Raw genomic sequence first — 12,673 nt, 5'->3', positions numbered from 1 at the left:
AATGCTTGCGGTAGTGGGTAAAAGTCATCCTGGGCATCAACTCTCAAGCAGAACTGTTTTCTAGATTTTTGCAGAAAAAACTCGTACCGCCCCCGCTAACTGAGCAGACACACATACCCCAAGCAACTCACATTGCTCTTCCCAGGTTCTTGCAGGCAATCCTGATGGTGACGGCAAGATTACTTTGGCTTCACCTCAACCATTTATTCAAAAAAAAATCACCCCGACCACCCGGGGTGATTTTATGCCCTACCACCAGCTAAACAGCTTGCCCGCCAGGGTGGACAGCTTGCTGCTGAGGTAGTCCCAGCCTTCCTTGACAATCACCTTCACGGCCGAGGTCAAGGTTTCCCATAGGCCCTGGCTGGACGAGCGCCAGGCACACTCCGACACCGTTTCCTGCCGGGCCTCGCGGGTAAAGCTCCACTTTTTTTCGTTGGGCAGAACGGTGACGATCTTCTCTACCAGCTCGACCAGACCATAACCCTCCTCTGCGGCGATGGCACAGACCTGGCTGCGTGGCAGTTTGAACACGCGGCAGACCTGCTCTACCTTGGCATCGATGTTCCGGTGCTGAAATGGTCCAGGCAGGTTTTTCACCCAGTCCCATTCGCGACAGGGCTCGATCTTGTCCACCTGGCTGACCACCATCACCACCGGGATGGCACTGTCCCACAGCACCGGCAGCAGCACCTGTTGGTAGAACTGCTCGTCGATACTCAAGGCCCGGTCATCTCCCTTGATCACCCACAGCACCAGATCCATCTCGGGCAGCAGGCGACGGTACAGGGCGGTGTATTCCTGATGGCGGGTGCCGCTTTCGCCGACACCGGGCATGTCGATCAACGACAGACCTTTGCCATTCCGGATCGACCAATCGATTTCCTGCGGACTGCGGGTGCAGGCTTCTACCGCGCTGACTTCGGCCACTTCACGGCCAAACAGCGCATTACACAGGCTGGACTTGCCGGCACCGGTCTTGCCCATCACACCGATGGTAGCCTGGTAGTTGACCACCGCGTGGAGGCGATCACGCAGCTGCTGCAGTTCGTCCAGCGTCAGACGAATACCGGCGCCTTGCAACAGCTGGATCAGTTCATCGGGTAGCTGCGCCGGCAGGACGGCATGGTTGGGTTGGTGCATAGGGTTTCCTTCCACCGGCAAGCCGGCATAAAAAACGCCACCTGCGTACAGGTGGCGTGGGGGTCGGGAATGAGTGGGCGTTACGACTTTTTGCACTTCTGGTTGATGGGCACCATGCTTTGCAGCAATCGCGCCGGCAACCGTTGCGTCGCTTTCATTTCGTTATCCATCGCAAGGAATTCCTGCTCGTTGTATTCCTTCTGCAGTTCATCCAACGCACAGCTACAGAACAACGGGGTACTGCGACCACTGGCGGTACAACTGCGCAGGAAGCCGTTCTTGGTCTCATCGCTGTACTCAGCGCCAGAGCACGCAGTCAGGATCACTGCTAGCCCCAGCAGCATGGTCTTGTTCATGGCATTGCTTTCTACTGGTTATCCTGCGGCCTAGAGATAAAAGCCCAACTTGCCCATCACGCCCTTGAAGGCGATGTAGCCAACGAACCAGCCAATAGCCTGCGGGCCAAGCAGCCAGAACACTTTCTTGCGCAGCAGATCAAACCCATCGGCAGCAAACACCAGATCGGGTTTAGCAACACGGCGAATGGCATCGCCAATCACCACGCCAATGCTGGTGGTCGCGGTACCGACGATCAGCATGGCGACATAGCCAAAGAAGCCGAGGTAGATCGATGACGAGAACACCGCCATCACGGTGAGCAGCAGGAAGATGGCGAAGCAAATCAGTAACTGCTTGAGGGTACGTTCTTGCATGGGAAGACCTCAGACGATGAAAGGCGGGGCGGCAAAGCCCCACCGGTTTGACAGGCCGTGCGGAAGGAAAGCGGATACGCGACTCATGCGTGGCACATCAGGACATGAATCCGCAGAGGGACCGTCATCGCACGCGGCTGACGCATCAGGCGCAGTTGCGCGGTGCCTGGGCGGAGAAGTCGCTCACCAGCGCCCAGCCAACGACCTTGCCCGCCGTGGCACTCGGATCTGCCTGGCTGTAGTCGGGCACCGTCGCCAAACGCACCCAGCCTCCTTTTGCCACCGCGGTGACGGTGAGCGACGAGAACAACGTCAGCAGTTGCTTGTTCGCCTGGCGATCCGGTGCGGCATAGAGGTAGACCGGTTTTTGGAACTGCAGTCTGCCATCGCTTGCCACCTTGCTCTTCGGCGACAGGCAGGCGCCTACCCCGCTACCGGCATGGGCGCTAGCGGCAACGAACAGGCCCAAGGCGGCCACGACACATACTTTTTTCATAACACACTCCCTTATCGTGAAGGATCCCGTCAGCCACTCGCTGCGGAACACCTCATCTCAACATTGACGGCCCATCAGCCCAGACTGGCGGCCCTCATACGCAATAAATCAATAACAACCATTTAGGGTGAGTTTCAACCCTATAAGTCCTTCATGTCAATCGGTTGACCATCCACTATTTGAGTGGACATGGAGATAACGATGCCGCATGTAGATGAAAAAGCACTGGCCAAGGTGATCGGCAAGGCGATAGCCCGCCTGCGCCTGGCTAAGCAGATGACACAAGAGGAACTGGCGGAGCAGCTGGAGATTGGTTCTGAAGCCGTGTCGCGGCTGGAACGCGGCGTGGTGATGCCAACCGTGGGCCGCCTGGTTGAACTGGCCAACCTGCTGGATTGCGACGTCGCCGAGCTACTGGCGGAAGTCAGTCCCCGCATCAGCGATCAGGCGCAGCACCTGAGCCGACTGTTGGCGAACCTCAGTGAACACGACCGCACCCTGGTGATCGAGGTGGTGGAGAAGCTGACGACACGCCTGGCGCAGCCGTAAATCGTGGACAAAACAAAGCCCTCGCCGTAGGGGACAGCGAGGGCCAGCCAGTATGAAACCAGCAGCTAGCGTCAGGAGAGCGAGGAGAAACCGGACATACCTTCAACTTAGTAACGACAGCGGGTTTCTTCAAACGGATTCCGCTGAACACGCCGTTCTGTTTTCTACGCTTGATTGGCTTTCCCCAGCTGCCGTGTCAGTCGGGTCGTTCGTGTTGGCGTGGCCGGCTTGCTGCCCTCGCCTTCGACCTCGGTGTCCGGATAGAACTCTTCCAGCAGTTGCGGCACCTCCTCCTCGGTGTCTTCAAATTGACCGTTCTGCAGCAGCTGTTTGGCCACGGCTTCCAGTTGCACGCTATCGATGCCCGCCTCCAGCGCCTGCTCCGCTTCCACTTTGGCCTGCGCCACCACCTTGGCGAGATCGTCACCATCGCGCAACGTCAGGTCGACGAAGTACACCGGGGTACGGTAGGACTGGGTGGTGGTCTTGGCACGCAGGCGTAACAGCAGCGGCAGGTAGTGGGTCAGGCCGCCGCTGAGCGCTTCGAAGTACTTGAGCCGGGCGGCCAGGGTACGCACCGAGTTATAGCCGGTGGTGCGGAAGATGAAGGTGCCGAGCGCATCCTGCTGCCCGTCCACCTGTACGTTGAGACGGCCGTACAGCTTGCAGCCGGCACTCTGGCCAAACGGGCAACGATCCGGCTCGGCGCAGCTCACCTCATCCACTCCTTCTTTGCTGCTACGACGCGCGGTTTCGCCGTTGCCGACACACAGCGGACGACCGTTACTGCGGTCGAAGGCGCTGTATTCGGCGCGCAGGTTCAGTTCGCTGCTATTGAACAGCAGGCGCACGGGAATGGCGCGGATCTTGCCGTTGCTGGCCTGGTCAACCAGCGCTTGGTGCAGCGGATGCAACAGCCAGCCGTCGCGGTTCTGTACCTGGGTAGTGAGGGTAAAGCTGTCGTCCTTCTCCGGCAGCCACTTGTTGTCCTTCTGCACCAGCTTGCCAATGCTGATACGCCCGATGACGGGCGGGGTAATGGCGAGTCCCTTGATCATGTTGCGTTCCTTTCGGTGTGAATGACAAAGCGGCGACTGCTGCTGACCGGCTTGCGGTACTGCTGCAGCAAGTCGGGATGGTCGGCCGTCAGTCGTTCCAGATCCGTCTGCTCGCGGTCCTTGGGTTTCTTCCAGCTAATGCGCCCTTCGGCAAACAGCGCGCCGGTGGCATCGCCCAGTACCGTCTGCAGTTGTTGCTTGGCTTGCGCCTCCTGCTGTTCCAGTGCTTCCCGGCGTTCCCGCAACGCCAGCAGGGTGTGGAACAGCGCATTGCCGTCGGTGGAGTCGGACAGGTCGAGGGTGGTGCCGTTGTCGCGCGGGAACAGCCAGTTCAGTGCCTGGCCGGCATCGTCGGAGCCATCCGGTGGTGGCGGTTGATCGAAGCGCACCAGTGCCCAGAAATCCTGCTCCCGTTCGATCAGGTCGCTGACCTTGTCGTCGTCGCGCGTGACGCGGTAGATACGGAAATCCTGACCACCGATCAGCACCGCCACGTCGGCCCATTGCAAACCCGTCACCGCCAGCTGGTGCAGTACCTGGCACTGATAGGCAATCGGGATGCCCTCCTCCCACTGCGGCGCACTGTGGTAGCTGGCGGTCTTGATCTCCAGAATGCCCTGCCCCAGTTTCGGACAACGCACCTCGCGGTCCAGGTTGGCTAACATGTGGCGGTGTTCGGCATGCTGCAGCACCGCGTTGACACGGCGCACCTTGCGCCCGGTCTGTGTGGCATAGACGTTGGCCAATACCGGTTCCAGTACCGTGCCCCATAGCACCGCCTGTTTCTCGGACAGGTCTTCCGGCTCACGGCGGCCGGTCTTCTCCAGCCACAAGCTCAGCGCGCTCTTGTACGGTGACAAGCCCACTGCTGACGCAGCATCGGAGGAGCCGATACCCAGACCACGTAATGCCAGCCATTGCTGGCGGGAGAGCTCCAAAGTGGATGCCAGGCGCAGTGCCTGGCCATAACGTTCACGCATGATGAACCTCCATAACGGCATAACGCCCGGCGGGGAAACCCCGACCGGGCGTGCAAGTAAAGGAAAGGGGAAATCAGAAACAACGCGTAGCAGGCAAACGACCAGCAGGAAGATGAACAACCAGGACGGGAAACAACGGCGGATAGGATCAAGGAAATGATCGGTAGCAAGCCCCACCCGCGCGCGGCCAACGGGACTCAGGCCGACAGCAGCACGGTGGGGAGATCAGCGGTGTAGCGCAGCAACACCGCGTGTAACGCGGACCAGTCCGCCGGTGGTGCGCGAGAGAAGAACTGGCCGGCCAATTGCACCAGCGTCGTCACCACCCACGCCCGGCTTGGTGCCTCACCATCATGCTGAACGATCCAGTCGGCGATGGCCCAGCCCAGCTGCTCCACCACCTCGTAGTGCCACATCCCCGGAAAATCCTTCTCCAGCACCGCTGACAGTTCGGTATGCAGCTGGAACAGCAGCGGCGCGTACTGCGCCAGCTCGGCGGGCAGCTCCCACGCGCCCCGACCCCAGTGCGACAATAAGGTAATGGGTTCATCCTGGCCGTCGTAGGCCAGCTTGCTGTCGCAGAAGTCACGCAGTCCCATCACCAGCCCGGCGGCGGTCAGCGCAATGTCCAGTTCGCGGGTCATCGCTCAGTCCAGCAGGGTCAGCGCGCGTTGCAGCGCCTTGTCTTTCAGCTGCGCGCCCTGGCCGAACCAGGCCGAGTCGAGACGATAGTCCTGACTACGGGCACGGCGACGATGATCGACATACTCGGTCACCGCATTGACCAGCCCCCAGGCGGTATTGCGACTACTGGACAGCAGCGAACCCAGACCGCCACCGCCGTACAGTAGCGACAGCTGCTGCATGGCGCGGGAGGTCACCGTGTCGTCGTTTTCTTCCTGTGCCGGCTCATCAAGCAGCTCGGCAAAGTACTGTCGGGCCTCCTCCGGTGACACCGGCCGGCGGCTGAGCGCCTTGATGTCGCCGATGAAGTGATCCCACGACGACAAGCCGATGCCCAGCGACTCTTTCACTGCCTGGGGATCAAACACCGTCGAGTGCGGCACCTTCACTGCACCGCGTGTTTCGCCCACCGCCATCTGCAGCGTGTTGTTGCACACCACGCGCACCGAAGTGAACTGTGCAGTGGTACACAAGGTGCCGTCGCAGCTGGTGGCCAACAACAGGTAGGCTTTGACCCGGTCGCCACCCTTGAGCAGCGTGTCTTGGCCGGTACGCGCCAATGCCCACAACTTACGGCCACCCTTCAACACTCCCGCCGTTTCCAGCTCGAAGCCCCCGGCATGCACCAGGTCGTTGTAGAAGTGCAGTACCTCATGCGGCTGCACTACCTTGTAACGCGGCGACACCACCGATAACGGCGCCAAGGTATCGGAACGGAACAGCACCTTGGCATCACGGTGCAGGCGGATGTGCATGCCATCTTTCGATACATTGAACAGCACCTCGGATGATTCCAGCGTCCAGTTCATCCCCGCCTCATGCAGCCACACATCTACCGGCTGCCGCTCGGTCAGTTGATTGCCCAGCCCGTGCCAGGGCGTAGTGCCCACAAAAGCCATCGATTCCACCAGATGTGACATATCACCTTCTCCATGAAAAAGCCCCGGCCAAGGGCCGGGGCAGATCAAGATTGCCGTGCGTCATGACAGACTTCGGCGTGTATCAAGGAGGTGATATGTGGCTCAAATTTTTTAGAACCTAGGACTCATAATCCGTTGGTGCCGGGTTCGACTCCCGGGGGGCCACCAAAATTGAAAAAGCCAACCTCGTTCGGGGTTGGCTTTTTCGTTTGTGTCGCCATGTCGCCACTGTCGCTAGACAAGCTCGTTGTCGTCCTCAAACGCCCCAACCCGACTGCTTGCTAGACGTTGTTCAAGCCCCGCTTCTACAGCGACAACCATGTCTCGTAGTTCATCGCACGCAAGATCGTACTGTCCGGGGTCGAGCAGACTAAAAGGCGTAGTTAATTCAACCAACCCACCATCAAAACTAAAGTTGCTGGGCTTATCTTCGACGGCCAATATCAGCTGTTGATCATTCGGAGTTCGCTTTACGATGAAGCTGAGCATCTGGCGCAGGTGATCAGCATCCTGCCCTTGCTGATTTGGGGAGTCTATGACGACGGGAAAGTGCTTTGCGTCGCCCTTCTCCTTTGCTGTGTGGAGTACAGCAAACTGGTAAGCGAGAAGTGACCTTGGCAGCGCACTGCCGCTGGCTGAGATGCCAGCGTCAGGACGCTTCTTTACGTCCTCCCGCAAATCATGCACCCCAAGCTCACTTGCGAACAGTTCCATGCGCTCTGAGTAAAAGTCGTTGATGGCTTTTGTTCTTTCAGGAAGATCAAACTGACCAACCTTGAATTTGGCATCAGCAGCTATCTTTTCCTTATCAGACAACTGGCGCTTTAAGGTGTCAATGTCCTTGGCAAAAGCACCTCGGATTACTTCAGAACTTTGGCTGTCCACGACGTCTTGAAGGCGAAGCATCCCTTTTTTGGTTTGTAATGTCTTCTCGATATCCAGCGTTTTCCGCTTAATCCGATTTATCTTCCCATAAATATCGGCCAATTTTTCTTCACATTTGCGATGCTCAACTTCAAGCTCAGCTATGACTTTCCGTAGTGTGACTGCGTCATCAATCAGCTCCAAGCGAACGGGGAAGCCACTTTCGTGATTTGTCCCGCAGGTTGGACAAGTGATTGCCAGCTCAGTCTTGGATTCCGTGAGGTACTTCAGATCTCCTTCAAGATCACGAAGAGCGTCACGCGCCATCGAAATTTGGCTAGATAGGGACTCTCTTTGGGCTGCGCAGTCAAAGGCCTTCTTTCGCAACGATTCCTGCTCAGTTTTTAGAAGCGTGGAAGTGCGAAGCAGGTCGTTAATTTCCTGCTTGAACGCTGCTGTATCAAGCTGAACGGCTGGACGTGGCAGGGTTTTTCGAACTCTCGAAAGTGCTGACTGAACAACACCCAATTCTTGGTTGAGTTGAGTCAGCGACGCCTTGGCCTTCGATTCCTCGAATTTTGCAAGGTAGTAACCATTAGGGCGTTGCCCTGTAACGTAAGCGGCAAGCGGCTTTTTCCAACTCGCAAACTGTGTCAGCTTGTCAAACGAATTCCATTGGTGAAGCCAGCTCCCATCCTGATCCATGTAGTACGGGAGAAACAGATAAGGTGGAGTTGCTTGCGCCAGAGTTTCCTGATGGGTAGGAAGCATCAGGCGGAAATCAAATAGTCCTGCCATGATTTCGGCCCACTCAGGGTAACTAGTCGTCACACGAACACGCGAACTCTCATCGTCGCGCAAAGCGTAAACGTTGGCTTTCCGGTATGCCGTGTACGGCTTACCGTCCAGCTCAAACTCAAGAACAGAGATGGCCAGGCTATCCCATCGATCGCTAGCCCCCCTTGTCTGGCATCCCAAGGTTCGGAAGAGATGCTTGACCACCGTGGATTTCCCCGTGTGGTTCCTGCCTACTAGCAGCGTCCTGTTCTGATGAAACTCGATGTTCCGTGCTGCTCGCGCTGTTTCGGATACGAGCCAGAGTTTTTTGAATCGCAAACGAGTCATGTTTGCCCTTCCTCAAATTTCTTACGAGTTGGATCGTGTTTGCCAGATGTTTCATTGGTTCATCCAGTAGAGCGTCGCGGCAATCATGTAATCACGGTCGAGGATTGAGAAATCAGTGCCTCCCGCCTGAGCGAGTACTTGTTCAACAATCCAATTGGCAACCTCCCAAGATGTGACCAAATTATTGGGAATTCCCAGGAGTGATTTCTCAACCTGCTTTTGCAGCAGTGACAGCAGGCTGCTGCCCCTGCCTGCTTTTTCCACCACAAACTGGCGTGCTGCACGCTTTATCGATTCACGTTGAATGTAAGGAACATTCTCCTGCGCGAGGCCAAACAAAAAACCATCAATTACATCGCTGTCGGATTTGCGCGATAACGTGAGCGCAACCATCGCAGAAAACTGTTGCTTCGAGATTCCACGAATTCTTTTCAGGTCTACGAAGGTGGCGGCATCTTCCGTAGAAGTGGCTTTGACTTTGAGTTCGCTATAAATGGCCTTGCACAACACATCTGCACGAGGAGATTGATCAGGAAACTTGTTTGCAAGAAAAGTTGCCACCTTACCTGTTGCGTGACTTTCAAGGTCATCCATTGCTAATGGGCTTCGGATGAATTTCAAGTTGTCAAAATCAATGTCATCGAGGTTGCACCCTAACTCCGTTGCTACCGATGATTTGAGATCGGCAAGTAGCGTTGATTCAATTTGACTGGCAGAAAACTCAGACAGTCCGGTTGGATCGTCGCCACTGCTGAGTGTGAGATCGACGGGCACATTGCTTACGAAAGCAATGGCTGCCGTCTCATCTTTTGCGATAGATTTCGAGTCATGTAGCTTCGCCAGTATGGACTTTCCTTCCTTCGGCGGTTTCGCCAGAGTGGTTTTTGTCCATTTTGTGGAGCTTCCCTCTTTCTTTTTTAATTGGTATAGCTCCATTTGACCGGGCGAGAATTCGCTATTCAGGACTGCCACATCCTCGATAAACTCCAGCAGCAGTAGGTAGTCGTCCTTTTCGAGATCGACTTGCAGGAGATGGCAAAGGGCCCAGTAGCGTTGAAATTCATGGCCCTTGCCGCCATGCCTTCCACCTCGCTCCTTGGTGAGTGAGTCGTTCAGTATGTCGAGAAAGGCCATAGGTTCACCATCGCAAATCGTTAAGAATATGGGCAGGCATCACATGGCCCCCCTTCCGAGTTGAGAGCCAATGTCTTTCGACGAAAGCATCCTGAAAATACTCGCATCAAACGCCCGCTTGAAATCCGGGTCAGACGCATACCTCTTGTAGAGATCCAGTTCCCGCCGCCGCTCGACGCTGATCGCTTGTTGGATCAGGCGCTCCAGCGCCAGTTGTCGGTTCTGGCTGTCTGGGTTGTCTTCGACCTGAGCCTTGTAGTCGGCGTGGTTCATCACATGCTTGGCGATGTTGATGAACTTCACCCGCTGCTCCTCAGGCGTAGCTTCCCAGCCTGCGAAGTGGCGCTCATTGAATGCACGCACGATCTCGTCGAGCGGGTCTTTGTCGCCATCGCCGAAATGCCCGCCCCGGACGTTCGGGTTCTGGGGTTCAAGTTCGGTTTCCGAAGCATCCAGGCCAATCTTCGTCTCAAGGCGTGACCTTTCCAACCCGTAGGTGGAAAGGTCAACGCTGTTCAGCAGTTCGTCCAGCTTGTCCTGATCGGGGTCTTTCACCTTCAGCTTGGGGATCAGGAACTTCAGGAACCAGTGCAGCATTTCCCAATTCACGTTGTTGAACGGGATGATGGCCGCCACCTGAGCGTAAATCTTCACGAACTGCTTGGCCTTGATCTTGAAGTCGATCCGTTGCTCGTCGTCAAGATCGGCATCGAAGCGAGCCACTACTGCATCGATGATCGGGTGGAGTTCCTCAGCCTCGGCACTGGCGAAAAACTTCTCGTTGAAGGTCGTCGCCTCCGACCAGTCGTAAATGCCGAAGTTATCCAGTACATCCTTGAGGTCGTGCAGCACGTTAACGTCGGTGGATTCGCTCAGGGTCGTCGCTGTGTAGAACGGATCGAATGCGGCCTTGATGTCGTCCACCGTGTTGTAGAAGTCGAGCACGAAGGTGTCGGTCTTGCCCAGCTTCCAGTTGCAGCGGTTCAGGCGTGACAGCGCCTGCACCGCGAGTACCCCTTGCAGCTTCTTGTCCACGTACATGGTGTGCAGCATGGGCTCGTCGAAGCCGGTGAGGTACTTGTTGGCAACGACCAGAATCTTGAAATCGTCCTTCTCGAATTCTTCGGGCAAGTCGCGGGCAGGAATACCGTTGATCCCGTCCTCGGTGTACTTGATGCCATCGACGGTTTTCTCGCCCGAGAAGGCCACCAGCGCCTTGAATGGCGCGTTGGCCTCCTGCAGGGCGGCGCGGATGGCGAAGAAGTAGCGGATCGCGCATTCGATGTTGCGCGTGACCACCATCGCTTTCGCCTTGCCCTTGAGCTTCTTGGCCTGCCAGACGTTGCTCATGAAGTGATCGACCATGATCTTGGCCTTCACCTCGATAGTGCGGGGACTGGCTTCGACGAAAGCTTTGAGCTTCTTCTGTGCCTTCGCGGTGTCGAAAAGCGGGTTCTCTTCGACTGATTTCTGGACCTCGTAGTAGCTCTTGTAGGTCGTGTACTTCTCCAGCACGTCGAGGATGAATTTCTCCTCGATGGCTTGTTTCATGGAGTACAGATGGAAGGGGTAGAACTTCCCGTCCGGGCCTTGCCGCCCGAATTTCTCCAGCGTGGCCGGTTTCGGGGTGGCGGTGAAGGCGAAGTAGCTGGCGTTATGGCTCATCTTGCGGCCCTTCATGGCCGCAAGAATCTTGTCCTGGAGGTCTTCCGGCACTTCCTCGTCTTCAGCCCCCAGCGTCATGTTCAGCTTGTCGGATGCGCTGCCGGATTGCGACGAATGGGCTTCGTCGATGATGACGGCGAAGTTACGGTCTGTCAGATCGTCGATGCCATCCACGATGAACGGAAATTTTTGCACCGTGGTGATGATGATCTTCTTGCCCAACTCCAGATGCGCCTTCAGTTCGGCGGCACTCTCGGCGTGGGCGACGATATTCTTGGTCTCAGAGAAGAGCTTGATGTTGTCCTTGAGCTGGGTGTCCAGCACCCTGCGATCAGTCACGACCACCACGGAATCGAACACGTTGGCGGTGCCCGCCGTGTCGTACAACTCCACCAGCTGGTAGGCCAACCATGTGATCGAGTTGGACTTACCTGAGCCTGCCGAATGCTGGATCAGGTAGGTCTGGCCGATGCCATTCTGTTTGGAATCAGCCAGGACGCCGCGCACCACATCCAGCTGGTGATAGCGGGGGAAGAACAGCGCCTTGCGCTCCTTGCCCGTCTTTTTATCCTTTTCGACCGTGAACTTAGCGAACTGCTCGATGATGTTGGTCAGACTGCGGTGCGGCAGGATGTCCTCCCAGAGGTAGGCCGTTTTGTGGCCTTTCGGGTTGACCGGGTTGCCCTTGCCGAAGTTAAATCCCTTGTTGAAGGGCAAGAAATTGCTGTCATTTCCGACCAGCTGGGTACACATGTAGGCCTCGTCTGGATCCACAGCAAAGTGGACCAGAGAGCGGCCAAATTCGAACAGCGGCTCTCGCGGATCGCGGTCAGTACGGTACTGCTTGATGGCGTTGTGGACGTTCTGGCCGGTCCAGGGGTTTTTTAGCTCCAGCGTGGCAATCGCCAAGCCATTGACGAAGAGCACCATGTCCACCGACTTGAAGGTATCGGATTCACTGTAATGCACCTGCCGGGTGACGCTGAAAATGTTGGCTGCAAAGTTGGCAACGACGTCCGGGTTCAGATCGTTGTAGGGCAGCCGATAGAGCAGATCGAAGTGAGCATCGTCGATGTCCAGCCCCTTCTTCAGGACAGCCAGTACGCTGTCCCTCTTGATCTTCTTGTTCAAACGCTCCAGCAGCAGGCGCTGCCAGTTCGGGTGATCCTTTAGTTTCGCTAGCTCCTTCGGCTGGGTAACTTCGAGAAACTGCCAGAAGAGTTTGCCGTCGATGGCAAACTCTCTGTCGAAGTCAGCCGAGTTGCCAATGTAGTAACCGTCCTTGGCGAGGGCGTTTTCGATGTGCGTTTCGAGTGCTGCTTCGTTGGTTTGGCTGACCATG

The 12,673-nt window shown here is 56.7% G+C and carries 12 protein-coding genes; 1 reads left to right on the top strand and 11 read right to left on the bottom strand.

What is annotated here, in order from left to right:
• Window positions 1-249: 249 nt before the first annotated feature.
• The 4 genes from PQU89_RS04780 to PQU89_RS04765 form a co-directional block, all read right to left on the bottom strand.
• Window positions 250-1,143 carry a GTPase family protein gene (locus tag PQU89_RS04780; RefSeq protein WP_272764850.1) on the bottom strand — a complete coding sequence of 298 codons (894 nt, stop codon included), beginning with the start codon at window positions 1,141-1,143 and terminating at the stop codon, window positions 250-252.
• Between the two features lie 80 nt (window positions 1,144-1,223).
• Window positions 1,224-1,499 carry a hypothetical protein gene (locus tag PQU89_RS04775; RefSeq protein WP_272764849.1) on the bottom strand — a complete coding sequence of 92 codons (276 nt, stop codon included), beginning with the start codon at window positions 1,497-1,499 and terminating at the stop codon, window positions 1,224-1,226.
• Window positions 1,500-1,529: 30 nt separating this feature from the next.
• The gene (locus PQU89_RS04770) at window positions 1,530-1,856 is read right to left on the bottom strand and encodes a hypothetical protein (protein WP_272764848.1); all 327 of its coding nucleotides are present in this window, start codon (window positions 1,854-1,856) and stop codon (window positions 1,530-1,532) included.
• 145 nt (window positions 1,857-2,001) lie between these two features.
• Entirely contained in the window at window positions 2,002-2,352 is a 351-nt protein-coding gene (locus PQU89_RS04765) for a hypothetical protein (RefSeq protein WP_272764847.1), read from the bottom strand.
• 201 nt (window positions 2,353-2,553) lie between these two features.
• Between PQU89_RS04765 and PQU89_RS04760 the strand changes: the two genes are divergently transcribed.
• The gene (locus PQU89_RS04760) at window positions 2,554-2,901 is read left to right on the top strand and encodes a helix-turn-helix domain-containing protein (RefSeq protein ID WP_272764846.1); all 348 of its coding nucleotides are present in this window, start codon (window positions 2,554-2,556) and stop codon (window positions 2,899-2,901) included.
• Between the two features lie 164 nt (window positions 2,902-3,065).
• Here PQU89_RS04760 and PQU89_RS04755 read toward each other — a convergent pair whose 3' ends face one another.
• The 7 genes from PQU89_RS04755 to PQU89_RS04725 all read right to left on the bottom strand — a co-directional run bounded on the left by PQU89_RS04755 (window position 3,066) and on the right by PQU89_RS04725 (window position 12,672).
• A complete protein-coding gene (locus tag PQU89_RS04755) occupies window positions 3,066-3,959 on the bottom strand; it encodes a recombination directionality factor (protein WP_272764845.1) in 894 nt (297 codons plus the stop codon).
• On the bottom strand, window positions 3,956-4,939 hold the full coding sequence (locus tag PQU89_RS04750) for a YqaJ viral recombinase family nuclease (protein ID WP_272764844.1): 984 nt from the start codon (window positions 4,937-4,939) through the stop codon (window positions 3,956-3,958). The genes PQU89_RS04755 and PQU89_RS04750 overlap by 4 nt, the downstream gene beginning before the upstream one ends.
• 197 nt (window positions 4,940-5,136) lie before the next feature.
• Window positions 5,137-5,583 carry a hypothetical protein gene (locus PQU89_RS04745; RefSeq protein ID WP_272764843.1) on the bottom strand — a complete coding sequence of 149 codons (447 nt, stop codon included), beginning with the start codon at window positions 5,581-5,583 and terminating at the stop codon, window positions 5,137-5,139.
• A 3-nt stretch (window positions 5,584-5,586) separates the two neighbouring features.
• Window positions 5,587-6,543 (bottom strand): DUF932 domain-containing protein, encoded by a 957-nt coding sequence (locus PQU89_RS04740; RefSeq protein WP_272764842.1) that lies wholly within the window; start codon window positions 6,541-6,543, stop codon window positions 5,587-5,589.
• A 234-nt stretch (window positions 6,544-6,777) separates the two neighbouring features.
• Window positions 6,778-8,532: a coiled-coil domain-containing protein gene (locus PQU89_RS04735; RefSeq protein ID WP_272764841.1), complete on the bottom strand. Its 1,755-nt coding sequence runs from the start codon at window positions 8,530-8,532 to the stop codon at window positions 6,778-6,780.
• A gap of 51 nt (window positions 8,533-8,583) precedes the next feature.
• Window positions 8,584-9,666, bottom strand: a complete 1,083-nt coding sequence (locus PQU89_RS04730; RefSeq protein WP_272764840.1) for a DUF4297 domain-containing protein — start codon at window positions 9,664-9,666, stop codon at window positions 8,584-8,586.
• 39 nt (window positions 9,667-9,705) lie between these two features.
• Window positions 9,706-12,672, bottom strand: coding sequence for a type I restriction endonuclease subunit R (locus PQU89_RS04725; protein ID WP_272764839.1), 2,967 nt, complete (start codon window positions 12,670-12,672; stop codon window positions 9,706-9,708).
• Between the last annotated feature and the right edge of the window lies 1 nt (window position 12,673).

The organism is Vogesella indigofera, assembly GCF_028548395.1.
Taxonomy (GTDB): Bacteria; Pseudomonadota; Gammaproteobacteria; order Burkholderiales; family Chromobacteriaceae; genus Vogesella; species Vogesella indigofera_A.
This window is presented reverse-complemented; position numbering and strand designations above follow the sequence as displayed.

Bases quoted from the DNA above. Each gene is read 5' to 3' on its own strand.
- PQU89_RS04780 (WP_272764850.1), bottom strand. From the start codon at position 1,143: ATGCACCAACCCAACCATGCCGTCCTGCCGGCGCAGCTACCCGATGAA.
- PQU89_RS04775 (WP_272764849.1), bottom strand. From the start codon at position 1,499: ATGAACAAGACCATGCTGCTGGGGCTAGCAGTGATCCTGACTGCGTGC.
- PQU89_RS04770 (WP_272764848.1), bottom strand. From the start codon at position 1,856: ATGCAAGAACGTACCCTCAAGCAGTTACTGATTTGCTTCGCCATCTTC.
- PQU89_RS04765 (WP_272764847.1), bottom strand. From the start codon at position 2,352: ATGAAAAAAGTATGTGTCGTGGCCGCCTTGGGCCTGTTCGTTGCCGCT.
- PQU89_RS04760 (WP_272764846.1), top strand. From the start codon at position 2,554: ATGCCGCATGTAGATGAAAAAGCACTGGCCAAGGTGATCGGCAAGGCG.
- PQU89_RS04755 (WP_272764845.1), bottom strand. From the start codon at position 3,959: ATGATCAAGGGACTCGCCATTACCCCGCCCGTCATCGGGCGTATCAGC.
- PQU89_RS04750 (WP_272764844.1), bottom strand. From the start codon at position 4,939: ATGCGTGAACGTTATGGCCAGGCACTGCGCCTGGCATCCACTTTGGAG.
- PQU89_RS04745 (WP_272764843.1), bottom strand. From the start codon at position 5,583: ATGACCCGCGAACTGGACATTGCGCTGACCGCCGCCGGGCTGGTGATG.
- PQU89_RS04740 (WP_272764842.1), bottom strand. From the start codon at position 6,543: ATGTCACATCTGGTGGAATCGATGGCTTTTGTGGGCACTACGCCCTGG.
- PQU89_RS04735 (WP_272764841.1), bottom strand. From the start codon at position 8,532: ATGACTCGTTTGCGATTCAAAAAACTCTGGCTCGTATCCGAAACAGCG.
- PQU89_RS04730 (WP_272764840.1), bottom strand. From the start codon at position 9,666: ATGGCCTTTCTCGACATACTGAACGACTCACTCACCAAGGAGCGAGGT.
- PQU89_RS04725 (WP_272764839.1), bottom strand. From the start codon at position 12,672: ATGGTCAGCCAAACCAACGAAGCAGCACTCGAAACGCACATCGAAAAC.